Origin of the sequence: Moraxella bovoculi (genome assembly GCF_000988745.2) — a bacterium.
In the GTDB taxonomy this organism is placed as follows: domain Bacteria; phylum Pseudomonadota; class Gammaproteobacteria; order Pseudomonadales; family Moraxellaceae; genus Moraxella; species Moraxella bovoculi.
This window is the reverse complement of the sequence record NZ_CP011381.2, coordinates 759,948-786,215: the sequence shown is the minus strand read 5'-3', so window position 1 is coordinate 786,215 and position 26,268 is coordinate 759,948. Positions and strand designations below refer to the sequence as shown.

Sequence of the window (26,268 nt, the reverse complement as noted above, 5' to 3'; positions counted from 1 at the left end):
GCTCAAATACTTTAAGCAAAATAACGATCCAAGCCTTCTTGGATGCCTGAACTGATCACACCCTTTAATGGCTTCGCCAAAAATGCCAAATCCGCCTCAAAAATAACCTTATCCGCATCCAAAAAAGCACGCCCGTCCACACCTGATTTTTTGATGGCGACAGTATCCGTATCAATGCCCTGCTCGTAGGTGGCATCTACCCCAAAAGTCGCCTTAGCTTCTTCTAGCCATTTTTTGGCTTGAGTGCGCGCCGTTTCTAAGTCAAAATTGTGGCGTTTTTCGATGCGAATGTCAGGCATAATCTCTCCAATAAATAAACACAATAAAAAAGATTGCTCATTGTAGAACAATCTTTTGGCAATTACGATATAAAATATGTAAACATTATAATTTTAAGGTTGCCATTAGGTCTTTGGTAGAGTAACACCTGTTTGACCTTGGTATTTGCCGCCACGGTCTTTGTAGGATGTCTCACACCCTTCATCGCTTTGGAAAAATAGCATCTGAGCCACACCCTCGCCTGCATAGATGCGCGCAGGTAGGTTTGTGGTATTACTAAACTCTAGTGTCACATGTCCTTCCCATTCAGGCTCAAGCGGGGTCACATTAACAATAATGCCGCAGCGTGCGTAGGTCGATTTGCCCAAGCAGATGGTCAATACATCACGTGGAATCTTAAAGTATTCAACCGTACGCGCCAAAGCGAATGAGTTTGGTGGAATGATGCATTCATCACCCACCACATCAATGAAACTGCGCTCATCAAAGTTCTTAGGATCGACAATGGCAGAGTGCACATTGGTGAATACTTTGAATTCATTGGCGCAGCGCACATCATAGCCATAGCTTGAGGTACCATAGCTTACGATCTTATCGCCACTTTCGTTGTGTCGCACTTGATTCGGCTCAAATGGCGAGATCATGTCATGCTCAGCTGCCATTTGGCGAATCCAACGGTCGGATTTAATGGACATATTATTTCCCAGTATGAATTTGTCATTAATTTGCCGTCATTATAATGGATAAGCTTAAGTTATTCAATGCAGCCATCAGTTAAAATATGCGACCGTCTTTGCGACTTCTGGCGAATTTGCCAATGCCTTCATCGATGTTCTTAGCGATGTCATCATAGATGTGCGCAATGCTAGAACCGATGAGCTTTGGTGTGCCATTATCCATCTGCTCACGGATGTGCGCATTAACGGGCATCTGCCCTAACAGTGGTACGTCGTACATGGTCGCCATGTTCTTACCACCATCCGCGCCAAAGATATGATCGACATGCCCGCACTGGCTACATACATGCAGCGCCATATTCTCAACAATACCAAGTATGGGAATGTTAACTTTATGGAACATCTCAACGCCTTTTTTGGCATCGAGTAACGCAATATGCTGAGGTGTAGTCACTACGACCGCACCCGTGACAGGAATGCGCTGCGCCAAAGTCAGTGTAATGTCCCCTGTGCCAGGCGGCATGTCGATGATCAGATAATCCAGATTTGGCCAATTGGTCTGATTGTACATCTGCATCAGCGCGCCTGTCGCCTTAACGCCGCGCCAAGCGATCGGTGTATTGTCCGTCTCAATCAGATTACCAATTGACAGCATGGCAAGTCCGTCCGCCTCGATTGGTACGAATTGGTCATTTTCAACATTGGGTTTTACCCCTGCCATGCCAAGCATATCAGGAATGGATGGTCCATAGATGTCAGCATCCAAGATACCGACTTTTTTACCAAGTCTTTGAAGCGCAAGGGCGATGCTCACCGTCGTAGTGGACTTACCCACACCGCCTTTGCCTGATGCCACAGCGATGATGTGACGAATGCGTGGATGCGGCGCGATGTCGCTTTGGGTGGGTGCACGCTTAACGGGGGCAGGTTCTGCTTCTTTGGACTCGGTTGAAATATAGGTCTGAGCTGCCCCATCTCTAGAGGCTGGCGCAGTATCGGACAGTACGACATTTAGATTAACTTCCTCAACACCGATCGTGTGCAGACGCGTGCGAAGCGCGTGATAGACGTTTTCGAGCTGCTTTTGATCTGCATCTTTGTGGATTTTTAGTGATAAATTCACCACATCGCCGACGATTTCGCTGCTTGTCACATGATGATTGAGCGGCTGTCCGTATAGGTTAAATTCAGTTATGCTCTTATCCACATCCGCCTGAGAGAACTTATTTTTCTTAAAAATATTAAACATGATTTGCCTTATTATAATGATTAACCAAACAATCCGTCAGTGCGCGCCTTCGATAAGATGCCCACATAGGACACACAGAACAACATGAACGACAACACCCAAGCCACTTGCGACACCAGCACCCAAGTCATGTAATTACTGCCAAACATCGGCAGCAACACTCGGCAGAGCGCTGACACGATCATCAATATAAAAATCGCGCCCACTGTCTTGGGTGGCTGATGAATGTTGCGCCCAGTGTGCCCCAACGCCACTCGTGCCATCATGGCAACCGTCATCAGACCCACACCGAACAGCGCCAATCCATGCAGCCCCAAGGCATGCAGATTCATGCTGCTATCAATGAACGGATACACCACAAAAATCAACATACTCACCGTCATACCTGCAAATGCAATGACAAGTGACCACAATAAGGGTTTTTGCCAGATGCCTGCATGATACCAGTTTTTGAGGCGAAGCGCATTAACAATAAAGCAAATTAAAGCAAAAATCGCTGCAACCTTCGGCATGACGACAAATAAATCAAACACAATAAAGCCAAACAGTCCCACGAGATTCACCCTGTCTAGCAGCGCAGAATTTTTTTGTTTCACATTGATGCCATTCGACTTACCATCGTTATTAACACTGATGCCCTTAACAATAAAAAATGGCAAAACACGACGACCGATGGTGAAAACCACCCCAATCACCAAGTATAACGCCGCATATACAGATACTTGCTGCATGCTCAGATGATTGGTAAATACACCCACATAAAATGTCAACTGCGCGATGTATAGCAAGGTTAGCTTGGCAACAACGCCAATTTGGCGCTTTTGGCGCGCTGCCCAAACTGCCCTAATCACAGCAAACGAAGTCAATCCCCAAAACAGCATATCAAGCACAAAGGCCACCACAAGCATGGCATTGCTTGGTACAGCATGCGCGCCCATCCACATAATACGCGCCAGTGCCCACGGCAAAAATATCGCAAAAAGCTTCCAGCCATAAGGCATGGGCTGATTCGTCCATGTCTTGACCGCCGTCAGTAGAAATCCTGCAATCACCGCCAAAGCATAGCCAAACACCATCTCATGACCATGCCAATAAAAAGGATTTATTACACCTTTAAATGGCGCAAATCCTTGTAAGATCGCAAGCCATAACAGCATGGCAACCACTGCAAATAGCGCCGACCCCACAAAGAAAATCCTAAATCCAAGATTTAAAATCGGGTGAGGCGACGTGGGACGTTTGGCGGTATTTTGGATATTCATAAGCATGGCGAGCGCCTTATGTTTGCTTTTTTTATATGATACGCCTTATATATGGCATTTTCAAATTATCCAAAAGCGGTAGGCGGTGCACTGATTTTTTGATAAAATATACAGTTTTATCATGAAGAATAGACATGCCACTTCTTACCACTGACTTTGACTACCATTTGCCTGATGAACTCATCGCTCGTTATCCGCTTGCCGTACGGTCAAGTTCTCGCCTGTTGCACGTGCAAGGCGACACGCTTGCCGACTTGAATTTTACCGATTTGCCTGATTTGTTAAACAAAGGCGATTTACTTGTTCTTAATGACACCAAAGTCATGAAAGCCCGTCTATTTGGGGTCAAGGACACAGGCGGAGCGGTGGAAGTATTGATAGAACGCATTACCGACCACGACAATCACATCGCCCATTGTCATGTACGCTCTAGCCGTGCGTTAAAGGTGGGGCAAATGGTGAGTCTGGCAGACGGGGGCATGACGGCGACCATGTGCGGACGGGCGGAAAATTTGTTTATCTTGCAATTTGATGCACCGATTTTGGCGGATTTGGAGCGTTATGGGCAAATGCCGATTCCGCCTTATTTTGAACGCACGGCAGACGATACGGACGACACCCGTTATCAGACGGTATTTCACAACCCTGCCAAGCAGGCAAGCGTTGCCGCCCCGACCGCCAGTTTACATTTTGATGATGAGACCTTAGCATGTCTTAGCGATAAAGGGGTAGAGATTGCCTTTGTAACCTTGCACGTGGGGGCAGGTACGTTCGCCCCTGTCAAAGCAGACGATTTGACTGACCACATCATGCACGCCGAATACGCCCACCTGCCACAGGTGACTGCCGACAAAATCAACGCCACCAAGGCACAAGGCGGAAGGGTCATCGCCGTGGGAACGACCGTAACTCGCACGCTTGAAACTGCCCATTTGTACCGTGTGGACGGACAGCTTACCGAGTTCGCTGGCGATACGCAGATTTTTATTTATCCGCCTTATGATTTTGGTGTGGTGGATAGGCTGATTACCAATTTTCATTTGCCAAAATCCACGCTTCTGATGCTCGTATCCGCCTTTGCAGGCACGGATAACATCAAACACGCCTATGCTCATGCGATTGATAGGAAATACCGCTTTTTTAGTTATGGCGATGCGATGATTTTGGATAAGTCTTGATAACTCTTTTTTAACCACTACTCATTTAAAAAAATAACAACACATCATGAGCGACAACAAAGACATCCAAGACGATGAGATTGAGTTTAGTCAAGACGAGCTTGAAGAACTCAAAAAACAAGGCATCGATGACGATGAGCTTGATGACATCGTCAAATCAGTCAATGAAGCACTGTCTAACAACGCCAACGCCAAAGAGACTTATACCGCCTATGATAAGATGGATTTCACCCCTTATCATGCAGATGGCACACCATTGATGTCGGTCTATGTCGCGATTAATTTCTTTGAAATTAAACACAAACCTAAGAAAAAGAGTAAAACTGACAACAAAGACAGTAAAGGCGATAAAGCAGCGACACTTAGCGAAAAGCAGTCCACAGAATCACCAACAACGCCAAATAAGACTGCTGATAAACCACCCAAACTCTCAAACGTTACAGACAACACCAAAGACAAAGGCGACTCTACCAAAACATCTGATGGCGAGAACGAAAGCGACGATGACAAGCAAAAACAAGCTGACATCGTCCGCACCATGCTTGCCAAAAAACACAGCGAAAAAACCGTAGACCACAAGAGCGTACGCATTAATATCGAGGCTGGCGCCCTACCAACCAAGATGTTCTTTATCATGAATGGTCTATCCGCCATCATCGCAGGCTATGGGCTTCTTGCCAATTCACCCGCGGTGGTGATTGGCGCCATGCTGGTCGCCATGATGCTATCGCCCATCACCGGTGCCGCTCTTGCCGCGATTGATGCGCGACTGTCATTATTAAAAACCTCCCTAATGACGTTATTCGGCGGCGTGTTTGTCATTTATGCTGTTGGTATGGTGCTTGGACTGTTATACCCTGACAACGTGATGACGTCCGAGATTCTATCTCGAACCGCACCAACAACAATGGATCTAATAGTGGCCTTAGCTGGTGGCGCGGCAGGTGCGTACGCCATGATATCCCCTAATCTATCGGTGGCAGTCGTTGGCGTTGCGGTAGCGACCGCCCTAGTTCCGCCACTGACAGCAAGCGGCATCCTCCTATCAGCGGGCGAAGCAAGGCTTGCCATGGGCGCGCTGATACTTGCCATTACCAACATGCTCGCCATCCAATTCACCAACGCGCTTGTTCTGTGGTTTGCAGGATTTCGCCGCACCCTTGATGATAAGGACGTCAGTAAGCTTGGTCAAATTGGATTGTTCCTAAAACGAAACAGCGCGGTACTTCTTGCACTTGTGCTCATTGGCGGCTATCTGTCAATGAATCTAAAGCAAACTTTAAATGAGCAAAACTTTGAACGCCAAAGCATCGCACTGATCGAAGAAAACCTTCAAAATCAACCAAACCATCTCATGTCCCAAAATTTCTCTCAAAATAAGGACACTCGAACCGTTCGCTTAGTGCTAGAAGGTACCACACCGCCAACACAGGCGCAGGTCAAACAGCTTGAACAACAAATTCAAGACATCGCTAACCACAGATTCAAAGACGGTAAAGCCATCAGCCTACAAGTTCGCTTCATCCCACAGATCATCATCGAATCTGACGGAGTGAATCGCCATGATGTCAAGCTTAGCTCTGATGACATCAAACAGCGAGAAAGCGGCATACCCTAGCATTATTTCAATGTCAAATTATGCTATAATAGCCAGTTTTGAAAATTAATTATTCGGATATTCATGAAATTCACGCTACATAAAACCGACACAAAAACCCGAGCCCGTCGTGGCACGGTACACCTAGCTCATGGCGAAGTTCAAACCCCTGCCTTTATGCCTGTGGGGACGTATGGCACGGTCAAGGGCATGCTCCCACGAGACATTCACGCCATTGGGGCGGACATTATTTTGGGTAACACCTTTCATCTGTGGCTACGTCCGACGACAAGCGTGATTGACGAGTTTGGCGGATTGCATGAGTTTATCGGTTGGGATAAGCCGATTTTGACCGACTCGGGCGGTTTTCAGGTGTTCAGCCTAGGGGCGATGAGAAAAATCACCGAAGAAGGTGTGCATTTTCGTTCGCCTGTGGACGGCTCAAAGGTGTTTTTGTCGCCTGAGATTTCCATGCAAATCCAAAACTCCCTAAACTCCGACATCGTCATGCAGTTTGACGAATGCACGCCCTATCCTGCCACGTACACCGACGCCCAAAAATCGCTTGAATTATCACTCCGTTGGGGGCAACGTTGCCTTGATGAACATCAAAAACTGGGCAACAAAAACGCTCTGTTTGGTATCGTGCAAGGCAGTATGTACGAAGATTTGCGGATGCAGTCCTTGACCGCTTTGACCGACATGCCCTTTGACGGCTATGCCATTGGCGGACTGTCGGTGGGTGAGCCAAAAGATGAGATGATAAAAGTATTAAATTATCTACCAAACCGTATGCCGTCTGATAAGCCACGCTATCTTATGGGCGTGGGAACACCGTCCGACATCGTGGAGGCGGTAAGACGGGGTGTGGATATGTTTGACTGTGTCATGCCGACCCGTAACGCCCGTAATGGACATCTGTTCACCAGCACGGGGGCGGTTAAGATAAAAAATGCCGTTCATCGCCACGACAAAAATCCCCTAGATAGCGAGTGCGACTGCTACACTTGCCAGAATTTTAGCCGTGCCTATTTGCACCATTTGCATAAATGTGGCGAAATGCTCTCAGCCCAGCTCAATACCATTCATAATTTGCGCTATTATCAAAATCTCATGAAAGGCATTCGTGAAAGCCTAGAAAATGAGACGTTTGATGAATTTGTGGCGACATTTTACGCCAAGCAAGGTTTACAAGCACCTGCCCTTTCATTAAAATAAATCATTTAGCTTATTATCATCTTACAATCCACCCACAATAAAAAAACACACGCTCAATTGGATGTGTGTTTTTTTGATTTTAATTACTGATCGTTTGGCACTTTATCCATATCAATGTCAGGATTTTTTACCAGATGGATGGCCGATAGAATCAACCCATCCCAAATCGCTGACAAAGCAACAATCATAATCATCAATGCTGTACTATTCATGATAATCTCCTTTTTGTGCATCATGTAAGCTGTGACCTTTAGTTTTTGTCAATAGCAGTGCACCAAGGGCAAACACAGCCACGACACCCCAGCCAAATACTGCTTGGGTCACAAAGTCATAACCATCATAACCTTCTGTCAGTAGTGATTTAATACTTAAAAGAAGTGCGATAATCAATGAAATCGGCGTGATGACGGTTAGCATGAACGCCCAGCCTTTGCCAATCTTGATGCTTGAGATGCCATTGATATGACGGATTAGCTTATCAAGTAGGCCACGGTTTAGCCATGTTACCCAGATGATAGACAGCACTGCACCAAATACAACGCCGATGTTATTAGCGAAGTGGTCAATCACGTCAACGAAAGTGATCGCGGTTTTGGTTGAGAATAGCGCCAAAGAAATCAATGCAGAGATACCACCAACTACAGTAACGGCTTTCTTGTGAGACCAGCCAAATTTATCTTCAACTGCAGAGATTGGCACTTGGATGATACTTGCCATCGACGTCAAGCACGCCACGAATAGCGAAGCAAAGAACAGCACACCAATGATCGTACCTGCCTCGCCCATGCTAGAGAGGATTTTAGGGAGAGCTACGAATGCCAAGCCAATACCGCCTGACACCACTTCTATACAAGACAATGCTTTGTGTACATAACATTGCCATAATGTTGCTAGCGTAGTCTGATTTATTAACGCAAAAAAGTCAAGAGAAATAAAATACAAAAACCCATAACGTCGAGTTATGGGTTTTTATGTGTGACGGTGCGTTAAAATCAGCCTAACGCGTTAATCCTCGCCCACTATTCTTTAATGAATCGATGAATAACTGAACCTTAGGCTCTGCGGGTAGCATTTTTTCAAGCTCGGTCAGCGCTTGATCGCGAATCATCCCAGAACGGAAAATCACGTGATATGCTTCATCAAGCGCTTTGATGGTGTCGCCACTCCAACCTTTGCGGCGCATACCTTCTTTATTAATGCCGTGCACTTTGGCAGGATTGCCCGACACCATGGTGAATGCAGCCACATCTTTTAGGATAAGGCTGGCACCGCCAATCATGCTGTAATCATCTATCTTGCAAAATTGATGAATGCCAGACTGACCGCCGATGATTACATAGTTGCCAATATGGCTATGCCCTGCCACACCCACATTGTTAGCCAGTACGTTATGATCGCCGACCATGCAGTCATGGGCGATATGCGTGTTAACCATCAGCAGGTTATGACTGCCGATCTTAGTTAATGCATTATCCTGTACAGTACCTCGGTGCAGTGTACAAGACTCTCGAATGCGGTTATGGTCGCCTATTTCAAGATAAGTTTCTTCGCCTGCGTATTTTAGATCTTGAGGATTCTCACCAACGCTGGCAAATTGATAAATCTCATTATACTGACCGATCGTCGTATTCTCACCAACGATAACATGACTTCTTAGGACGCTGTGCGCGCCAATTTTACTGTTCTTGCCGATGATGCAATACGCACCAATCACGGCGGTGTCATCAATGATGCAAGAGTCATCAATGATGGCGGTTGGGTGAATATTCATGCTTATCCCAAAACTTTATTAACGTTCTTATATGTCATTATTGTAATACCAAATGACTTATAAGTCAGCCACTTTTTGACGAGCAATCATAATCTCAGCACTACAAGCCAGCTCACCATCAACATGCGCGGTACATTCAAATTTATAAATGTCACGCATGCTTCTGGTCGCCTTTGAGCGGATCACTAATGTATCGCCCGTGCTGACCATTCTTTTGAAGCGGACTTTATCCACACCCGCGAACAGATACAGATAACCACTTTCAGAAGTTTGTCCTGCGCTAATAAAGCCCAAAATCCCAGAAATCTGTGCCATCGCCTCAACCATGAGAACGCCTGGCATGATTGGGTTGTCAGGGAAATGCCCATTGAACAGCTCTTCATTGATGGTAATGTTCTTATAGCCTGTAATCCAGTTATTCGGGGAGCAGGCTGTAACACGATCAATGAGCATGAACGGATAGCGATGCGGCAGATAATGCTTAATTTGGTCGTATTTGAGTGGCAAAGTAACGCCGCGCTCTGACAGCGCGTCTAGATCTTCTTGGCTAAGTAAATCAACATCAAGATGGGTGTTTGACATGGTTTTTTTTCCTAAGATATTAAGTATGATTATTAATAAGTTTTGGTTGGCTGATGGACAATTCTCTGGTTACTTTTCACCAGATTGGCGGAATCTCACCGCCGCGCGTCGCCATTGCATTGACGGTAGAAGTCCCGTGCCTGATGAATAACTGCCAGATTCTTTGATATTACCCGTGACCATTGACATGCCCGTCAAAGTCACACCATCTGCAATCACCAGATGACCAGATACACCGCTAGCACCGCCAATGATACAATTACGTCCAATATGCGTCGAACCGGCGATGCCAACCTTAGCAGCGATGGCTGTACTGTCGCCAATATGGACATTATGGGCGATCTGCACCAGATTATCAATGATGACATGATTGCCAATGACGGTATCACCAACCGCACCACGATCGATACAAGTATTACTACCAATGCGTACGTCATCACCGATAATCACTCGACCAAGCTGTGCGATGCGCTGCCATTTTAGACCTTGAGCGGTGGGATTTGGCGCAAAGCCAAAACCTTCTGAGCCAATGCTTGAATTTGCATGGATGCGAACACGATCGCCTAACTGACTATGATGCGCGATGCTCACATGATGTGCGATATGACAGTCTTCACCAAGCACTGTGTGGTCTTCAATGCTCACAGACTGACCAATGATCGTTCCTGCACCTATCTGCACACGCTCTCCGATGACACAATACGCACCGATCTCAACACCGTCTGCGATGATGGCGCTGTCTGCAATGATGGCGGTGGGATGAATGGCTTGCTTAACGATGTTCTTATAAGCAAACAGACCACTGATGGTCGCATATGCCAAATATGCGTCTTTGACAATGACAGTAGTCACATCTGTAGGCGCATGATTCATAAATTTTTCATTGATCAGCACCATGCCTGCGCGTGTGTTTGTAAGATCATCAATATATTTGGCGTTGGATAAAAATGCCACTTCATCAGCACGAGCACCCAATAGATTCGCCACACCTGTGATGTCTTTAGATGCCTCACTAGCACTAAGTGCAGCCTTATTGATGACAGGCTGCACTTGTTCTATGATATCAATCAGTTGAGCGATGTTCGCCATTAGAACACGCTGCCGATTTGGAATTGAACTTTCTCTGTCTTATCACCGTCTTTGCTGCCAATTGGCTTGGCATAGCTGATAGATAATGGACCAATCGGTGTGTACCATGTTGCACCAACACCCGCACTATAACGCAGATCTTTGTCTTGTTCAAGCACTGGGTATCTGGTTGAGGTGGCTGCACCATTGGTAAGCTCATTAAGGTTAACCGTCTCTTTATCCATGCCTGTGGTATCAAACACCTGACCACCCTCAAAGAAAATCACAGGACGAACCTGATCCACCCAATCCCCCTTGAACGGCATTGGTAAAATCAACTCAGTACCAAATGTAGCCAGCGCATTACCACCTACGCTCTCCCCAAGCGCATAACGCTTACCAACACTTGCTACTTCATAAGGTTGCGAGCGAGGACCTAAGCTAGATGAATCATAGCCACGTACCGAGCCATAACCACCGGCATAGAAATTCTCATAAAACGGCAAATTATTACCATAGCCTAGACGTGTATAACCACGTAGCGTGCTGCCCCTCCAGAATGGGATATAGATATTACCGTTATAGACGGCTTTTTGGTATGTCTTATCACCAAAGCCTAAGGTTAGATCAACGCTATGGCTCATACCCTTGGTTGGGAATACTGGTTTATCGAGGCTTGAGTAGCTCCAGCCTAGCATGGCGTTATAGGTTTTGTAATCTGTTGAGAAGCTTGCTACACTACCCGATGTGTCGATCGAGCCACCATCATCCAAAAGCTGCTTAACATTGCTGATTCGCATTTGGCGACCACCACGAACCTTGGTATTATCGATGTTAATACCACCGCTGATGCGCTGATTTTCGTTAATTGGATAACCGTAAGTCAGTGACGCGCCATAAGAATCTAGGACGTAATTACTGATGTTTTTCTTATCGTATTTGGTTTTACGAGAATAGGCGCTGATACTCTGAGATACGCCATTTTCGGTGAAGTATGGGTTGGTCACACCCAGGCTATATACTTCTCGCGTCTCTGAACGTGAGAATGACGCATTGACACGATTGCCTGTTCCCATGAAGTTCGACTGAGACAGATCCACTTGAAATGTCATACCACCCGATTGGCTGTAACCTGCTGCAATGGTCGATGAACCAGATGGTTGCTCTTCAACAACATAGTTAATGTCCACCTGGTCAGGGGTATTCGGCACAGGGCGCACGTCCACTGTCACGTTCTTGAAGAATCCCGTACGCATCAGACGAGCGCGCGACAGCTGGATCTTAGAATTTGAAGCCAGTGCACCTTCTAATTGGCGCATCTCACGGCGTAGAACTTCATCCTTGGTTTTTATGTTACCACTAAAATTAATGCGGCGAACATACACAGCACGCACAGGGTCAATATAGTAGTCAATATCAACGGTGCGCGTCTCGTCATTGATGCGCGTGATTGGGCGGATTTGAGCGTAATAATAACCGTCATCACCGAACTTGCTGGCGACGTTGGCGGTCACTTCTTCAAGCTTGGCTTGTGAGAATGTTTCGCCTTCTTTGAAATTTACCAATTTATTAAGCTCAGCGACGTCATAAGTCACATTACCCAAGAACTGCGTCTTACCAAAGTTATACTGCTGACCTTCGGTTAAGGCAACTTCAACGAAGACTTTATTTTTTTCTTCGTCAATGTTTAGCGTAGAATTATCTACTTTAAAACGAACAAAGCCTTCATTCATGTACAATGCCTGTAGCGCTTCTAGGCTGGCATTTAGTTTCTCTTGGCTATATCGATCAGACTTTGACAGCGGATTCCAATTTTTGTCTTTTAGTGCGAATTCATCCTTGATGGTCTCATCGCTAAAGTGCTGATTGCCGATGATATTCACATCGACAACGCGAGCTGCTTTACCTTCGATGAATTCGATGTCCAATTTAACACGGTTACCATCAAGCTGAGTCTGCTTAACCTTGATGTCGCTATTGTAATAACCTTGTGAAATGTATTGGTTTTTTAGCTCATTTTCGATAGAGTTTACGGTTGACTGCTTAAGCACATTGCCAACCATCAGACCCGTGGTTTTTAGACCCTCTTCAAGGCCTGCTTTTGGGATGAGTTTATTACCTTCAAAGTTAAGCTCAGCGATTACAGGACGTTCGGTCACATAGAATACCACGCGATCGCCCTGCACATCTGCCTGCACGTTCGAGAAATGCTCGGTTGCGTACAGCGCACGAATACTGTCTGCAAGCAGCTCATCGGTAACGCTCTGACCGATACGGATTGGCAAAGTGGTCTGCAAACTCTCTACAGTCACACGCTGCAACCCATCAATGGCAATGTCATTGGCAATAAAAGTTTCCGCATGAGCAGAGGCACTCATTGCCATGATGACTGCCGCAGTGATCGAAGTGGTCGCAAAACCAGTAAAATTAGACATACGCATAAACCATATCCACGTAAAACAATTAAAATATTGGATCTATAAATTCCAAAATTTTGGAAATTTTTAAAATAAAGCTTTGAATAAGACGCCATCAAAAAACATTGGCACTTGGCAAAAACCGCCATGATTTTTTGATAAGCGTGTAAATAATTGTGCTAAATTAAGCGAAAAAAGCAATTTTGGCAAGCCCTAAAAGAGATTTATTCGCACTTTTTATGAAAAATAATGTAATTTAGACATTGGCATGTCAATTTTCAACCAATCAGCCAAATAAACGCATGATATCGTTACCAATTGCAAGCACCATGAAACATAAAAGCAAGGTCATGCCAACTCGCAAACCTGCCATTTGCACCTTTTCACTCATCGGTTTGCCACGTAATAATTCATAAGTGTAGAACACCAAATGACCGCCATCTAGCACAGGAATCGGCAAAAGATTCATCACCGCCAATGATAAGCTGATGATCGCTGCCGTTGATAACACCTGCTGCCAACCAATCTCAAAGCTCGTCTTTGACACCTCAGCGATGGTGATTGGTCCTGAGATGTTCTCAATGCCGATCAGTCCTGTAACCATTTTGCCTAAGGCATCAACCGTCATCTTAGCAAGATCATAGGTCTTCGTGAATGACTTAGCAATCGCCTCTGATGGTGCGTGGTGTATCGTCGTGCGATAGTCGCTTGGAATGCTACTTTTGCCATCATAAGCGACCTTGACGCCGATTTGCCCGATGATCTTATTGCCAGATTTGACGCCTTTTGGCATAACTTTGACATTCATGGGCGTGCCATCTCTGATGATGGCAAAATTCAGCATTTGCTCAGGATTATCACGAATGATGCTCGTGGCATCTAGCCAATTAGTAATGGGCTTATCATCAATGGCGACGACTTTATCACCCACCTGCAGCCCCATGAGCGCTGCGGCACTCTGTGGCACTATCTGTGATAAGACAGGTTCAATCACGGGCTGATAAGGCAGCGCACCTAAGCTTGTGACGGCGTCCTGCCCCTTTTGCTCGCCTTGCATGAATGCAGCAATCGGGACGCTTTTTTGGGTGTATTTACCACCCTGTTCAGTACGGATGTCAAGCTGACCCGTCTCACCCATCCGATGAGCCAAGGCATAGCTCACCTCTTCCCATGTGGTGATGTCTTTACCGTCGATAGCGGTTATTTTTTCGCCGACCACAAGCGCACTAGACGCTGGCGAATCAGGCAGAATCTTGCCAATGCGCGTATTTAGCTGCTCGCTTGGCTGCAAAAAAAGCACAAAAAACAGTCCAATCGCGATGATAAAATTCATCAAGGGACCCGCTGCAACAATGGCGATTTTCTTTAACGGATGCTGATTATTAAAGGCTAAGTGCCGCTCATGCACATCCACATTGCCTTCGCGCTCATCTAACATCTTGACATAGCCACCCAATGGAATGGCAGAAATGCGATAATCAATGCCTGATTTTTTGCTTGTCCAGCCGAATAATTTGGGACCAAAGCCAATAGAATACGTCAAAACTTTCACGCCGCACAATCGCGCCACGATGTAATGACCCCACTCATGTAGTGCGATGAGCGGACCCAATACGCATACTGCCGCCAAGAACATCCATATGATTGTCATGCTGTCACGCCTTTATCTATATAACGTACAGCCGTCTGACGCACTTTATCATCCATATTTAAAATTTCGTCCAAATTCTCAAACTTATCATCAAAATGACTCGATAATGTTAAGTCCTCTAAGCACTGACGTACAATGGTTGCAATGTCGGTTAGGCGAATTTTCTCATCCAAAAATGCCGCAACCGCAACTTCATTGGCGGCATTTAATGTGATGCAAGCGCCCACACCACGCTTGGCAGCGAAACGCGCTAGTGCCAAGCTGACAAATTTCTCTTCATCAGGCTTGATGAACGTCAGCGCAGACAAATCATACAGATCAAGACTCTTAACGTTGGCATTCATGCGATTAGGATAAGCAAGCGCGTGCGCAATTGGCGTCTTCATATCGGGATTGCTAAGCTGCGCCAAAAATGAACCGTCAACATACTCTACCAGTGAATGCACCACGCTATCAGGGTGTATGACGATGCTGATGCGATCCTCAGACAGGTTAAACAAGTGACAAGCCTCAATCAGCTCAAGCCCCTTATTCATCATGGTGGCGCTATCAATGGATATCTTTTGTCCCATTGACCAATTTGGGTGCTTAACGGCATCTTGAACGCTCGCCTGACGCATCTGATCGATGGATTTATGCAAAAATCCACCACCTGATGCGGTAAGCCATAGTTTTTTTATGCCATGGCAATCCTCATGAATGGCACGATTATCCATCTGAATCACTGCGGGCAAGCATTGATAAATGGCGTTATGTTCACTATCAATCGGTAAAATCACCGCCCCTGACTCTCTGGCCGCCGTCATTACCAAGTGACCTGCCATGACCAAAGATTCTTTATTCGCCAATAAGATGCGCTTACCTGAATGCGCCGCCGCAAGCGTTGAAGACAACCCTGCCGCACCCACGATCGCTGCAACTACAGTATCCACCGCTTCTTCTGATGCAATACGAATCAAGCCTTCATCACCTGACAGCACGGTCGTAGTTAGATCATACTGGTTCAATTTTTGGTGAAATTCATCCACATATTCAGCCGCGACACACACGAATTCTGGCTGAAGCTCTTGGCAAAGCGCCAACAATTTATCAATCTGACTAAATCCTGACAAGGCATAGACACGATATCTGTCACGATGCAAGCGTGCAAGCTCAAGCGTGCTGTCACCGATGGAGCCGGTTGCACCCAGCACAGCAAGATTTTCTCGTGTTGTATTCATTGGCTGACTCATATTAGCTAATTTTTCTTTATTATAATTGTAAATAGTATCGGCAAGCAGTAAATTATAAAATCTGCGATAAACTCGCCATGTGCATTCTTATCCAAACTTCAGTGAATACACCCATCTCAAGCAGTGACCAAAAACTCAGCGCAAACACAGGCGTAGCGGACAATAACGAATCAATACGATCCAAGACACCACCATGACCTGGCAGGATATTGCCTGAGTCTTTAATGCCAGCACGTCGTTTTAACATCGATTCAAAAAGATCGCCAAGCACGCTCGCTGCCACCGTCACCGCAGATAATGCCAAGAACCACGCCAAAGCACCACCAGATAACTGCAAATACTGACCCACAATGGCTGCAACAACACCTGATGTCACAAGCCCTCCGATCAGACCTTCAACGCTCTTATTCGGAGAGACATTAGGTGCAAGCTTGCGTTTACCAAATTTACGTCCCACAAAGTACGCACCACTGTCAGCACACCACACCAATAAGAACACATACATGAGCCACCAAGGCGACATCTGCCAAAGCCCATACATGGCCGTGATCGCTGCAGTCAGTATCACGCCGCCCATATAGACCAAGCGACGTCCATACCATTTTTCTTTATTCGGGTACTGCTTCACCCACAGTAACGCCATCGTCCAGATAATGAGCGACGCACCCCACCAGAATGCCCAAGTCTGCGGCACAAAGATCGACACCATCGTCACGATCAATGCGATCAGCACGAACAGCATTGGCTGCTTCCACTTTGGCATGAGTTTCGTCCATTCGTGCGCAGCGATGAGCACACCGACCGACAACAAAGGAATGACAAAAATAGGCTTTGAGCTTGCGAATAATGCAAAACCCACAATCAACACCAAAACAATGGCAGTTTTAATACGTTGCCACACGGTCAGCTCCTTATATGTTGTCCATCACTGGCGATTTGTTCGCTTGTTTTGCCAAATCGACGTTCACGATTGGCGAATGCCTGCATCATCTCATCAAGCTCATCACAGCCAAATTCCGGCCAAAGCGTCGGGGTAAAAAACAGCTCAGCGTAGGCGATCTGCCACAAAAGAAAGTTAGAAATGCGATAATCGCCACCTGTGCGAATCAACATATCCACTGGTGGATAGTCTGATAATTGGATGTGATTACCAAGAGCGTCAGCATCAATTTGATCAATATTAATCTTGCCATCAATAGCATCTTTCGCCAAGGTTTTTGCAGCATTAGCAATATCCCATTGACCGCCATAGCTGATGGCGATCACCAATGTCATCGCATCAAATTGCGCGGTCTCACGCTCAGCATCTGCCATCAGTGTGGCCAGCTTATCACTTAAATGCTCACGCTCACCGATGAATTTTAGACGAATGCGATATTTATGCATTCTAGGCATCTGCTCATGAATGGTCTGCGCCAACAGATCCATCAGCAGATCCACCTCCGCCTTAGGTCTTGCCCAATTCTCCGACGAAAAGGCAAATACCGTCAATACCTGCACACCACGCTCCAGACAATGCTCCACGATCGGATCAAGTGCGTCTTTACCCTTGACATGACCCTGCCCAGTGGCTAAGTTTTGGGACTTGCCATAGCGGTTATTGCCATCCATGATGATGGCGATGTGCTTTGGGGTGATGCTAAGCGGCGGTAAATGGGTATCAGACATAATCACACTTTTTATGATAAATAATAAAAACAAAGACTTACACAATATTATATCAAATCAGCCAAGCCGATCATCATAACTTGCATAAGTCTTGTGGCTTAATTTTATTGGTATAAAATTAAGCCAAAATTATCAAACTTCCATCAACTCGCTTTCTTTTTTGGCCAAGCGCGTATCAATGGTTTTAACGAAATCATCGGTTAGTTTTTGGATAACGTCAGCAGCGCGGCGCTCATCATCTTCTGAGATTTCTTTGTCTTTGACCAAGTTTTTGATGTCGCCCAGCATGTCACGGCGGATGTTGCGTACAGACACACGAGCAGATTCGGCATCAGCACGAGCGATTTTTTGCATGTCTTTACGAGTCTCTTCAGTCAGTGCAGGCATTGGCACATGAATCACGTCTGCAGTCATTGGGTTAAGACCCAAATCTGCCTCACGGATTGCCTTATCTACAGCTTGTACCATTGAACGATCGAACGGCTGAACTAATAATGTTCGACTGTCTTCAACATTGATGCTTGCCACTTGATTGAGCGGCATGTCAGAACCATAATAGCTTACCATCACCCCTGATAGAACACCCGGGTGAGCGCGTCCTGTGCGCAGTTTTGCAAAGGCATTTTCCAATGATTCTAGTGATTTTTGCATACGGCTTTCACCGTCTTTTTTGATGTCATCTAACATATAAATTTCCTTAAATTAACAATACTCAAAACCTAATTAGTGATAAACGCGCGTGCCTTCAGCTTCACCCATGACGACATTAAGCAACGCATTTGGCTTATTCATATCAAAGACTTGAAGAGGAACATTGTGCTCACGACAAAGTGCGATCGCAGTCAGATCCATCACGCCCAATTTACGCTCAAGCACCTCATCGAATGACAGGCTGTCATACTTGACTGCATCTTCGTGCACGCTTGGGTCTTTGTCATATACGCCATCGACTTTGGTTGCTTTTAGAATTAGACCGGCTTCGATCTCAATACCACGTAAGCAAGCCGCCGTATCAGTGGTAAAAAATGGGTTACCTGTGCCCGCGACGAAAATACATACCTCGCCATTATTAAGGTGACGAATCGCCTCACGGCTAGAATAAGGCTCTCCGATGGTCGAGATAGACAGTGCAGACATCAGGCGTGTCTTGATGTTACGACGCACCAGCGCATCGCGCATGGCAAGACCATTCATGACGGTCGCCAGCATACCCATCTGATCGCCAGTAACACGACCTACCAAGCCTTCTTTTTGAAGGGTACTGCCGCGGTATAGGTTGCCGCCACCAACAACGATGCCCACTTGCACACCAAGCCCACGCAGATGCGCGATTGATAGGCTCATTTGATCCAGGATAGATGCATCAATCCCCATGTCGCGACCGCCCGCTAAGGCCTCACCAGACAATTTTAAAAGAATGCGAGAGAATTTTGGATTTTTATCAGACATACCGACCCCGATTGATATTAAACAATGAATTGTCTAAAGCTACTAGACAAATTGTCATAATTTTAACACATTTTGGGCGGTTTGGATAATTTTCTTTTGATGAAAACTAAATGTGACAGGCAGGTGTTTGATTGAGATTTACAAGAAAAATCGAGTCGTATTTTTAGATAAATTCTCAATTAGCGCGGCGCTCTTGGACGATTTTTAGATTCGGGTAGGTTAAGGTGACAGTATAACGCACGCCGTTTTTTGAGGTATGGTTAACAAAGGCGGGTTCGCCATAGTGTATTTGCAGTTCGATACTGTGAACTTGATGACCACGCTCCTGAAGTTTTCGGATGGCTTTGGTACGAGTTTGCGTAAATTCGGCACGATCGTACGCTTGTAGAAGGCTATCGACATCATCGGTAGTGGTATTCGCCCACGCAGGTGTACCGGATAGTGAAAACATCGGTATGTACATCGCTAGGAATATTGTTAGTATTTTTTGCACAGGCTACTCACAAGATGGGTATTTTGACAATAAATATCACAATAAAATAAAGCTTAAACATGCCAAAAATAGTTGGCGCAGTATATCACGACAGCCCAGATAAGTCAGTCAAGCTTACGCTTTGATATACATTGTTACACAAAAGCAACCAAAGGCTAACAAGCAATAAAAAAAAAGACACCCCATTTGGGATGTCTTTTGAGTTTGAATGATATTACATCCAAAGCAAATACGCCATGACGGTTACGATAGCGACAGCAGCCAAGTTCAAGAAGAAACCGACTTTCATCATGTCGCCCTGCTTGATATGACCTGTACCCATAACAATCGCGTTCGGCGGGGTCGCAACAGGCATCATGAATGCGCACGACGCACCAATACCAATCACCATCACAAGAATCTCTAGCGGCAAGCCAAGTGCAGTACCAATAGGTGCGAACAGTGGCACAAGTAGTGCAGCAGATGCGGTATTACTGGTGAACTCCGTCAAGAAGATAATGAATGCAGCCACCACTAGAATCACGATGAACGCTGATGCTCCTGCAAGACCGCCAGAAATCTGCTCAGCCAATACTGCTGACGCACCTGTGTCTCTCATAATACCTGATAGCGCAATACCACCACCAAACAACATGAGTACGCCCCAGTCAGTGTTATCAGACACTTGCTTCCAGCTTACCAGACCTAGCATCAGTACAGCCACAGCAGCAAACAGTGCAATCACTGTATCTGGCGATTTAAAGCCAAACATCTCGCCCAGCTGCTTGCCAAAGATCCACGAAATCGCAGTGATGGTAAAGACAACAATGGTCATCACACGTGGCATCGTCCAAGGAATGTCTTCATACACAAGGCTAACTTTATGGCTAAGGTTTGGACGTAGAATCAGGTACATCACAGCCAGTAAAACTGGCAAAGATACCAGCATAACTGGCACACCAAATTTCATCCAGCCCATGAAGTCAAGACCAAGCTCTTTGGCAGCGATGCCGTTAGGCGGTGAACCAACCAGTGCACCAATACCGCCGATAGACGCTGAGTATGCAATACCCAAAAGTACAAAGATAAAGGTATTGCGATCTTTGTTCACGTCAACATGGCTCAATAGACCAATTGCCAACGGCAGCATCATCGCAGCAGTTGCTGTGTTACTGATCCACATTGACAAAAATGCAGTTACCGCAAAAATCATCACAATCGCACGACCAAGATGACCACCCGCCAAGCCCACAAGACCAAAGGCGATCTTGCGGTCAAGCTTCTGAACGTGCATGGCAGCAGCAAGCGCAAAACCACCAAAGAATACAAAAATAATCGGATGAGCAAAGCTGGTTAATGCTTTTGTGGTGTTGTATTCTGGAATGCCGATAAAGATGGCAAGCATTGGCACTAAGATTGCCGTTGCGGTGATGTGGATGGCTTCTGTCAGCCACAAAATACCAATAAAGGTAGTAAGCGCCAGACCTTTATTTACCAATGGCTCAAACGGCAAAATACTCGTTGCTAAAAAGTATGCGATGATCGCAGCGATTGCCGTAATGACAATGCCTTTTACCGCATCAGAGCGCACCTTGCCAGATGGCGGCGTTTGGTCGTCGTTATGCTGATAGTCGGTTCTAAGCGAAAAATCAGTCTCTTTTTCTTGAGTTGATTGAACCATATTCGTTCCTTAAAAAATAACCATGGGTAAAATTCGTCCATGGCTCTATGCAAATTCACTCAAACAATGCAAAATTCTTACGCGTAAATAGTTTCACACGCACGTAATTACGCTATAATAACATAAAGGCTACAACTAGCAAAATAATTTATCATTACTGTGACAATTTAATTTAGACAGACTAATTAAAGTAAGGTTACTGATGGTTTTGGTGGACTTCTCGTTTTAATTTAACTTTACCAACACAAGAACTTTGTTTATACTAAAAAACCAATTTGGAGACGATCTTGAGAGCAGCAGACTGGATATTAACAAGCGTGATGTTTGTGCCAATCATCACAACGATTTTGCCATTGATTAAACACGATCATTGGGTATTTCGTATTTTTGATTTTCCACGCCTGCAGATCGCGGTCGTCAGCCTAATCAGCATTCCTTTAAATCTATTATTTGCCAGTCACATTGGCTCTGTGTTTTGGGCGCTTGCCATTGTTAATGTCATCTGCTTAATTTATCAGACAGCGCAAATCATCGCCTACACCCCGCTGGCTCGCCCACAAGTGCAGATTTATCAAGGTAATGAAGACGATAGAACTCTATCCGTGCTGATTTGTAATGTTCTAACCTCCAACAAAAAATCCCACCTATTATTAACACAGATTCACGATCATCAGCCAGACATCGTGCTGACTCTTGAGAGCGATGCCTGGTGGCAAAGCCAAATGGACGTGCTAGAACAAGATGGCTATGAGCACACTGTCAAGATTCCGCTGGATAATCTATATGGCATGCATCTATACAGCAGGCTCACCCTAGAAGATGTCGAAGTGCGCCATTGGGTCACCGAAGACATCCCATCCATCAACGCAAAAGTAAAGCTTAGATCAGGCGAATATTTACGCATCTACTGCCTGCATCCCATGCCGCCAAGCCCAACTGAGTCAGCCACTGCCACGGACAGGGATGCTGAGCTTTTATTGGTGGGGCGCGAGATTGAGTTCATGGATGAGCCTGTTTTGGTGTTTGGGGATCTTAATGATGTGGCATGGTCATCCACATCGCAGCTATTTCAAGAGATTAGCGGACTGCTTGACCCGCGTAAAGGACGTGGATTTTTTAATACATTTCATGCCAAATACCCCCTATTTCGCTGGCCGCTTGATCACATCTTCCATAGTCATGACTTTATGATGCACACGATTAAGGTTCTGCCCAGTGTTGGCTCGGATCATTTCCCTGTCTATGGTAAATTTCAATACCATCCCAAAGCAGTCCTAACCCAAGAAGAACCCATTGCTGACAGCGATGAGATTCAAGAAGCGCTAAATAAGATTGATAAAAGCGAACCGATAAAACAAATCGTTAAACAGAAGTATTGATCAGTCCGTCATGTAAAGGTTTTCTTGCATTAATATCATTTTAAATAATCATTATATTTGCACCAATCATCACATGCACAACGGAATATAAAAGCAATAAAGCACTTGTATAAAACAAAAAACGGTGCTAAGTTGTGCTGTAGCGTGCATATCAAAAAAGCAAAACGCCAATTAAATACACTTAAAGCCAATAGGTGTCGTAATGAATAAATCATTAAAAAACCCCAAATTATTTCGCCAAGAGGCATTTGTCGCAGGCATCTGGCAGTCTGCCAGCTCTGGCGAGACCCTAGAAGTCAAAAACCCATTTACAGGTGAGCGTATCGGTTCTGTGCCTAGTTTAAGCGCCGACGAGACCAAAGAATCTGTTCGACTGTCGGAGCTGGCGCTCGCCGACTGGTCAGCCAAAACCGCAAGCGAACGCGCAATCATTCTGCATCGCTGGGCTGATCTGATCGATGACAACGCTGATGATCTTGCCATCATCATGACCACAGAACAAGGCAAACCCCTAAAAGAAGCACGTGGTGAGATCAATTACGCCAACAGCTTCATACGCTGGTTCGCCGATGAAGCCAAGCGCGTCTATGGCGATGTCATTCCAAGCGCCAACAAAAGCCTGCGCTACGTGGTGCTAAAACAACCCATCGGCGTCTGCGCTGCCATCACGCCTTGGAACTTCCCATCGGCGATGATCACTCGAAAAGTCGCGCCGGCACTGGCAGCAGGCTGTACGATGGTGGTTAGACCTGCTACACAGACGCCTTTTTCTGCTCTAGCCTTAGCGCACCTTGCCAAACAAGCTGGCATTCCTGACGGTGTGCTTTCCATCATCACAGGCAAATCCAGCGAAATCGGCAAAGTCCTAACCCAAGACGAGCGCATCAAGAAACTCTCCTTTACCGGCTCTACTGAAGTTGGTCGCGTTCTGATGGAGCAATGCGCCAGCACCATCAAGAAACTCTCGCTGGAGCTTGGTGGTAACGCCCCGTTCATCGTCTTTGATGATGCTGATATCGATAAGGCAGTAGATGGCGCCATCGCCTCCAAATACCGCAATGCGGGACAAACCTGCGTGTGTGCAAACCGCATCTATGTCCACCGAGATATCAAAGATGAATTCATCAAGAAATTCAAAGCTCAAGTAGAAAGCTTAACCGTTGGTAATGGTCTTGATGCCAGTACAGATGTTGGCTGTCTAATCAACCAAAGCGCCCTAGAAAAAACTCAAAAGCTCCTCAAAGATGCCACAGACAAAGGCGCAACCATCATCACGGGTGGCACCTCCCATCCTACGCACGACACTTGTTTCTTGCCCACCGTCATCACAGACATCACCGATGACATGGACATCGCTCACGAGGAGATTTTTGCGCCCATCGCGCCCATCTTTGTCTTTGATGATGAACAAGAAGTCATCAAGCAAGCCAATGACACCATCTATGGCTTGGCAGCATATTTTTATACTAAGGATCATGCACGCGCCTGGCGAGTCTCCGAAGGTCTAGAATATGGCATGGTCGCCCAAAACACAGGTCTGCTGTCCACAGAGGTTGCACCTTTTGGTGGTGTGAAGCAGTCAGGTTTTGGTCGCGAAGGCTCAAAATACGGCATGGATGAATACATCAGCACCAAATACTGGTGTGTAGATGTCAGTTAATTGATTAACCCTTGGCAAGTTTTATTCTTGCCAAGGGCTGCATATAATTGCAATCATTTAATCTTTAACAGGCATTTAATCACTCCACTAAATAAGGACGCCCTTAACAAAGCACCAATTATCCATTACAATAAGACATCCAAACACAGAGAATACTCATGGCAAAAAAACCAACCTTTAAAGATGCTTACCAAACCCTAAAAACCAACGCCGAGCAATTAGAAAAAACAGACGATCTGGATATTGACAATCTAGTCACCACTGTCGAAGAATCCATCAAAGCCTATAAAATTTGCCAAGAGCGCATCCTTGCGGTCGAAAAAGCATTGGCAGAAGCGTTCGATGATGAATCAGAAAAATAACCCTTTCCCACAACAAAACACCACGCCCAATTGCCGAGCGCGGTGTTTCGATTTATCTAATATCCGTTATTCTTTAACACCAAATACCTGTCTTAGGTAAGCCAGATAAGTATCGTCTTGAATCATCGTCTTACCTGGGCTGTCAGAGAGCTTAGCAACAGGCTGACCATTACATTCCACCAATTTTAGGACGATGTTTAACTGATTTAAACCCATATCATTGGTTAGATTCGTGCCGATACCAAAGCCTGTCTTAATGCGCTCCTTGAAATACTGATGTAGATCCCAAGCCTTCTGAAGCGTTAGGCCATCACTAAAAGTCAAGCTTTTGGTTTTTGGGTCAATTTTTAGCATCTCATAATGCGCGATTGCCTTGTCACCCCATTCATAAGGGTCGCCCGAATCATGACGCAGACCATCGAACAGCTTGGCAAAATACAAATCAAAATCTTCCAAAAACGCATCCATCCCCACCACATCGGTCAAGGCAATGCCCAAATCCCCACGATATTCACGCACCCACGCCTCCAGCGCGGCTTTTTGGCTATCGCGCAGACGCACGTCCAGCGCCTGAAACGCCTGCATGAACTCATGCGCCATCGTGCCAATCGGAGTAATGCCAAGCTCCTTGGCAAGATACACATTAGATGTGCCGCGAAAGATCGACGGGGATTCCTTAGACAGCGTACGCACAACATGGTAATGCCAGTCTTTGCAATAGCGGCGACGCGTGCCGAAGTCTGCCACGATGAACGGCGGATTCTGAAGGTCAGATTGTTGAAGCATCTCAAAATGCTTTAAGGTTTGCACCTTTTCATCCAACAGCTTCTGACCTTGCGCTAGCGCATTAGGGTTGTTCAAACGCTCATAATACAGTTGATTGACGATACAAAGTACAAAAATTTCAAAAAACATCGCCTGAATCATCGGACCTTCAATGTCGATGTTCAGACGATTTTCATCATCGATTGATACTTTGATAAAGCGGCGTTTTAGTTTAAACAGCTCCAAATAATCCACAAAATCAGACTTGATAAATCTCAACCCACGCAGATAATCAAGCTCATCTTGACTAAATGACAGCTGACACAATAGGTCAAGCTGAGCCTCTAGATCATCCTTAATCTGACTCAAAGGATAAGCTGCATCTTCGCTATTGCGGCAGCGAAAACGATACACCCCATGCGTCTGCGGGAATTGATGCAGCATCGCTTGGAGCATGGTGAATTTATAAAGGTCATTATCCAACAATGAAGTAATGATCGGTTCGGTGCTTTTCATGGCTTTCCAAAATAAATCCCAAAATATCGGCTATCATACCTAAAAAGCCGCTCATTTGCATCGTTTTTGGGCGAAATGTTACAAAATTATGAGAATTTTTCTCAAAAAAATCTTTTTAACCCAAAATTTCACCAG

At 45.6% G+C, this 26,268-nt stretch carries 25 protein-coding genes; 6 read left to right on the top strand and 19 right to left on the bottom strand.

Annotated features, from left to right (window positions below):
- Positions 1–11: 11 nt before the first annotated feature.
- The 4 genes from AAX10_RS03595 to AAX10_RS03580 form a co-directional block, all read right to left on the bottom strand.
- Positions 12–299: a polyhydroxyalkanoic acid system family protein gene (locus AAX10_RS03595; RefSeq protein ID WP_036362125.1), complete on the bottom strand. Its 288-nt coding sequence runs from the start codon at positions 297–299 to the stop codon at positions 12–14.
- 105 nt (positions 300–404) lie between these two features.
- Positions 405–974 (bottom strand): dCTP deaminase, encoded by a 570-nt coding sequence (gene dcd, locus AAX10_RS03590; RefSeq protein WP_046699853.1) that lies wholly within the window; start codon positions 972–974, stop codon positions 405–407.
- A 79-nt stretch (positions 975–1,053) separates the two neighbouring features.
- Positions 1,054–2,205 (bottom strand): Mrp/NBP35 family ATP-binding protein, encoded by a 1,152-nt coding sequence (locus AAX10_RS03585; protein WP_046699852.1) that lies wholly within the window; start codon positions 2,203–2,205, stop codon positions 1,054–1,056.
- A gap of 20 nt (positions 2,206–2,225) precedes the next feature.
- Positions 2,226–3,473: an NnrS family protein gene (locus AAX10_RS03580; RefSeq protein WP_046699851.1), complete on the bottom strand. Its 1,248-nt coding sequence runs from the start codon at positions 3,471–3,473 to the stop codon at positions 2,226–2,228.
- Positions 3,474–3,601: 128 nt separating this feature from the next.
- On the opposite strand from AAX10_RS03580, the gene queA reads away from it, so the two are divergent.
- The 3 genes from queA (at position 3,602) to tgt (ending at position 7,460) form a co-directional block, all read left to right on the top strand.
- The gene (gene queA / locus AAX10_RS03575) at positions 3,602–4,645 is read left to right on the top strand and encodes a tRNA preQ1(34) S-adenosylmethionine ribosyltransferase-isomerase QueA (RefSeq protein WP_046699850.1); all 1,044 of its coding nucleotides are present in this window, start codon (positions 3,602–3,604) and stop codon (positions 4,643–4,645) included.
- Positions 4,646–4,691: 46 nt separating this feature from the next.
- Entirely contained in the window at positions 4,692–6,263 is a 1,572-nt protein-coding gene (locus AAX10_RS03570) for a DUF389 domain-containing protein (RefSeq protein WP_149038848.1), read from the top strand.
- 63 nt (positions 6,264–6,326) lie between these two features.
- Positions 6,327–7,460, top strand: a complete 1,134-nt coding sequence (gene tgt, locus AAX10_RS03565) for a tRNA guanosine(34) transglycosylase Tgt (RefSeq protein WP_046699849.1) — start codon at positions 6,327–6,329, stop codon at positions 7,458–7,460.
- Positions 7,461–7,543: 83 nt separating this feature from the next.
- Here tgt and AAX10_RS03560 read toward each other — a convergent pair whose 3' ends face one another.
- The 14 genes from AAX10_RS03560 to AAX10_RS03495 all read right to left on the bottom strand — a co-directional run bounded on the left by AAX10_RS03560 (position 7,544) and on the right by AAX10_RS03495 (position 21,451).
- Entirely contained in the window at positions 7,544–7,672 is a 129-nt protein-coding gene (locus AAX10_RS03560) for a methionine/alanine import family NSS transporter small subunit (protein WP_118873342.1), read from the bottom strand.
- The gene (locus AAX10_RS03555) at positions 7,665–8,318 is read right to left on the bottom strand and encodes an SLC5/6 family protein (RefSeq protein WP_226997813.1); all 654 of its coding nucleotides are present in this window, start codon (positions 8,316–8,318) and stop codon (positions 7,665–7,667) included. The genes AAX10_RS03560 and AAX10_RS03555 overlap by 8 nt, the downstream gene beginning before the upstream one ends.
- A 139-nt stretch (positions 8,319–8,457) precedes the next feature.
- Entirely contained in the window at positions 8,458–9,231 is a 774-nt protein-coding gene (gene lpxA, locus AAX10_RS03550) for an acyl-ACP--UDP-N-acetylglucosamine O-acyltransferase (protein WP_036362105.1), read from the bottom strand.
- Between the two features lie 57 nt (positions 9,232–9,288).
- The gene (fabZ, locus tag AAX10_RS03545; RefSeq protein WP_036362102.1) at positions 9,289–9,813 is read right to left on the bottom strand and encodes a 3-hydroxyacyl-ACP dehydratase FabZ; all 525 of its coding nucleotides are present in this window, start codon (positions 9,811–9,813) and stop codon (positions 9,289–9,291) included.
- A gap of 69 nt (positions 9,814–9,882) precedes the next feature.
- The gene (gene lpxD, locus AAX10_RS03540; RefSeq protein WP_036362099.1) at positions 9,883–10,902 is read right to left on the bottom strand and encodes a UDP-3-O-(3-hydroxymyristoyl)glucosamine N-acyltransferase; all 1,020 of its coding nucleotides are present in this window, start codon (positions 10,900–10,902) and stop codon (positions 9,883–9,885) included.
- Positions 10,902–13,322 (bottom strand): outer membrane protein assembly factor BamA, encoded by a 2,421-nt coding sequence (bamA, locus tag AAX10_RS03535; RefSeq protein ID WP_046699848.1) that lies wholly within the window; start codon positions 13,320–13,322, stop codon positions 10,902–10,904. Before bamA ends, lpxD begins: the two co-directional genes overlap by 1 nt.
- A gap of 262 nt (positions 13,323–13,584) precedes the next feature.
- Positions 13,585–14,949 (bottom strand): RIP metalloprotease RseP, encoded by a 1,365-nt coding sequence (gene rseP, locus AAX10_RS03530; RefSeq protein WP_046699847.1) that lies wholly within the window; start codon positions 14,947–14,949, stop codon positions 13,585–13,587.
- Positions 14,946–16,169, bottom strand: coding sequence for a 1-deoxy-D-xylulose-5-phosphate reductoisomerase (dxr, locus tag AAX10_RS03525; RefSeq protein ID WP_046699846.1), 1,224 nt, complete (start codon positions 16,167–16,169; stop codon positions 14,946–14,948). The genes rseP and dxr overlap by 4 nt, the downstream gene beginning before the upstream one ends.
- A gap of 64 nt (positions 16,170–16,233) precedes the next feature.
- Positions 16,234–17,082, bottom strand: coding sequence for a phosphatidate cytidylyltransferase (locus AAX10_RS03520; RefSeq protein ID WP_046698027.1), 849 nt, complete (start codon positions 17,080–17,082; stop codon positions 16,234–16,236).
- 2 nt (positions 17,083–17,084) lie between these two features.
- Positions 17,085–17,849 carry a polyprenyl diphosphate synthase gene (gene uppS, locus AAX10_RS03515; RefSeq protein ID WP_046699845.1) on the bottom strand — a complete coding sequence of 255 codons (765 nt, stop codon included), beginning with the start codon at positions 17,847–17,849 and terminating at the stop codon, positions 17,085–17,087.
- 132 nt (positions 17,850–17,981) lie between these two features.
- Entirely contained in the window at positions 17,982–18,536 is a 555-nt protein-coding gene (gene frr, locus AAX10_RS03510) for a ribosome recycling factor (RefSeq protein ID WP_046699844.1), read from the bottom strand.
- Positions 18,537–18,572: 36 nt separating this feature from the next.
- A complete protein-coding gene (gene pyrH / locus AAX10_RS03505; RefSeq protein WP_036362078.1) occupies positions 18,573–19,298 on the bottom strand; it encodes a UMP kinase in 726 nt (241 codons plus the stop codon).
- Between the two features lie 175 nt (positions 19,299–19,473).
- Positions 19,474–19,791: a hypothetical protein gene (locus AAX10_RS03500; protein ID WP_149038847.1), complete on the bottom strand. Its 318-nt coding sequence runs from the start codon at positions 19,789–19,791 to the stop codon at positions 19,474–19,476.
- A gap of 214 nt (positions 19,792–20,005) precedes the next feature.
- Positions 20,006–21,451 (bottom strand): SLC13 family permease, encoded by a 1,446-nt coding sequence (locus AAX10_RS03495; RefSeq protein WP_080947015.1) that lies wholly within the window; start codon positions 21,449–21,451, stop codon positions 20,006–20,008.
- Between the two features lie 287 nt (positions 21,452–21,738).
- On the opposite strand from AAX10_RS03495, the gene AAX10_RS03490 reads away from it, so the two are divergent.
- The 3 genes from AAX10_RS03490 to xseB all read left to right on the top strand — a co-directional run bounded on the left by AAX10_RS03490 (position 21,739) and on the right by xseB (position 24,852).
- Positions 21,739–22,830 (top strand): endonuclease/exonuclease/phosphatase family protein, encoded by a 1,092-nt coding sequence (locus tag AAX10_RS03490; RefSeq protein ID WP_226997811.1) that lies wholly within the window; start codon positions 21,739–21,741, stop codon positions 22,828–22,830.
- A gap of 202 nt (positions 22,831–23,032) precedes the next feature.
- Positions 23,033–24,490, top strand: coding sequence for an NAD-dependent succinate-semialdehyde dehydrogenase (locus tag AAX10_RS03485; protein ID WP_046699841.1), 1,458 nt, complete (start codon positions 23,033–23,035; stop codon positions 24,488–24,490).
- Positions 24,491–24,648: 158 nt separating this feature from the next.
- On the top strand, positions 24,649–24,852 hold the full coding sequence (gene xseB, locus AAX10_RS03480; protein ID WP_036362068.1) for an exodeoxyribonuclease VII small subunit: 204 nt from the start codon (positions 24,649–24,651) through the stop codon (positions 24,850–24,852).
- A 66-nt stretch (positions 24,853–24,918) separates the two neighbouring features.
- On the opposite strand, the gene pncB is transcribed toward xseB, so the two are convergent.
- On the bottom strand, positions 24,919–26,133 hold the full coding sequence (gene pncB, locus AAX10_RS03475; RefSeq protein ID WP_046699840.1) for a nicotinate phosphoribosyltransferase: 1,215 nt from the start codon (positions 26,131–26,133) through the stop codon (positions 24,919–24,921).
- Between the last annotated feature and the right edge of the window lie 135 nt (positions 26,134–26,268).

Bases quoted from the DNA above. Each gene is read 5' to 3' on its own strand.
- AAX10_RS03595 (WP_036362125.1), bottom strand. From the start codon at position 299: ATGCCTGACATTCGCATCGAAAAACGCCACAATTTTGACTTAGAAACG.
- dcd (WP_046699853.1), bottom strand. From the start codon at position 974: ATGTCCATTAAATCCGACCGTTGGATTCGCCAAATGGCAGCTGAGCAT.
- AAX10_RS03585 (WP_046699852.1), bottom strand. From the start codon at position 2,205: ATGTTTAATATTTTTAAGAAAAATAAGTTCTCTCAGGCGGATGTGGAT.
- AAX10_RS03580 (WP_046699851.1), bottom strand. From the start codon at position 3,473: ATGCTTATGAATATCCAAAATACCGCCAAACGTCCCACGTCGCCTCAC.
- queA (WP_046699850.1), top strand. From the start codon at position 3,602: ATGCCACTTCTTACCACTGACTTTGACTACCATTTGCCTGATGAACTC.
- AAX10_RS03570 (WP_149038848.1), top strand. From the start codon at position 4,692: ATGAGCGACAACAAAGACATCCAAGACGATGAGATTGAGTTTAGTCAA.
- tgt (WP_046699849.1), top strand. From the start codon at position 6,327: ATGAAATTCACGCTACATAAAACCGACACAAAAACCCGAGCCCGTCGT.
- AAX10_RS03560 (WP_118873342.1), bottom strand. From the start codon at position 7,672: ATGAATAGTACAGCATTGATGATTATGATTGTTGCTTTGTCAGCGATT.
- lpxA (WP_036362105.1), bottom strand. From the start codon at position 9,231: ATGAATATTCACCCAACCGCCATCATTGATGACTCTTGCATCATTGAT.
- fabZ (WP_036362102.1), bottom strand. From the start codon at position 9,813: ATGTCAAACACCCATCTTGATGTTGATTTACTTAGCCAAGAAGATCTA.
- lpxD (WP_036362099.1), bottom strand. From the start codon at position 10,902: ATGGCGAACATCGCTCAACTGATTGATATCATAGAACAAGTGCAGCCT.
- bamA (WP_046699848.1), bottom strand. From the start codon at position 13,322: ATGCGTATGTCTAATTTTACTGGTTTTGCGACCACTTCGATCACTGCG.
- rseP (WP_046699847.1), bottom strand. From the start codon at position 14,949: ATGACAATCATATGGATGTTCTTGGCGGCAGTATGCGTATTGGGTCCG.
- dxr (WP_046699846.1), bottom strand. From the start codon at position 16,169: ATGAATACAACACGAGAAAATCTTGCTGTGCTGGGTGCAACCGGCTCC.
- uppS (WP_046699845.1), bottom strand. From the start codon at position 17,849: ATGTCTGATACCCATTTACCGCCGCTTAGCATCACCCCAAAGCACATC.
- frr (WP_046699844.1), bottom strand. From the start codon at position 18,536: ATGTTAGATGACATCAAAAAAGACGGTGAAAGCCGTATGCAAAAATCA.
- pyrH (WP_036362078.1), bottom strand. From the start codon at position 19,298: ATGTCTGATAAAAATCCAAAATTCTCTCGCATTCTTTTAAAATTGTCT.
- AAX10_RS03495 (WP_080947015.1), bottom strand. From the start codon at position 21,451: ATGGTTCAATCAACTCAAGAAAAAGAGACTGATTTTTCGCTTAGAACC.
- AAX10_RS03485 (WP_046699841.1), top strand. From the start codon at position 23,033: ATGAATAAATCATTAAAAAACCCCAAATTATTTCGCCAAGAGGCATTT.
- xseB (WP_036362068.1), top strand. From the start codon at position 24,649: ATGGCAAAAAAACCAACCTTTAAAGATGCTTACCAAACCCTAAAAACC.
- pncB (WP_046699840.1), bottom strand. From the start codon at position 26,133: ATGAAAAGCACCGAACCGATCATTACTTCATTGTTGGATAATGACCTT.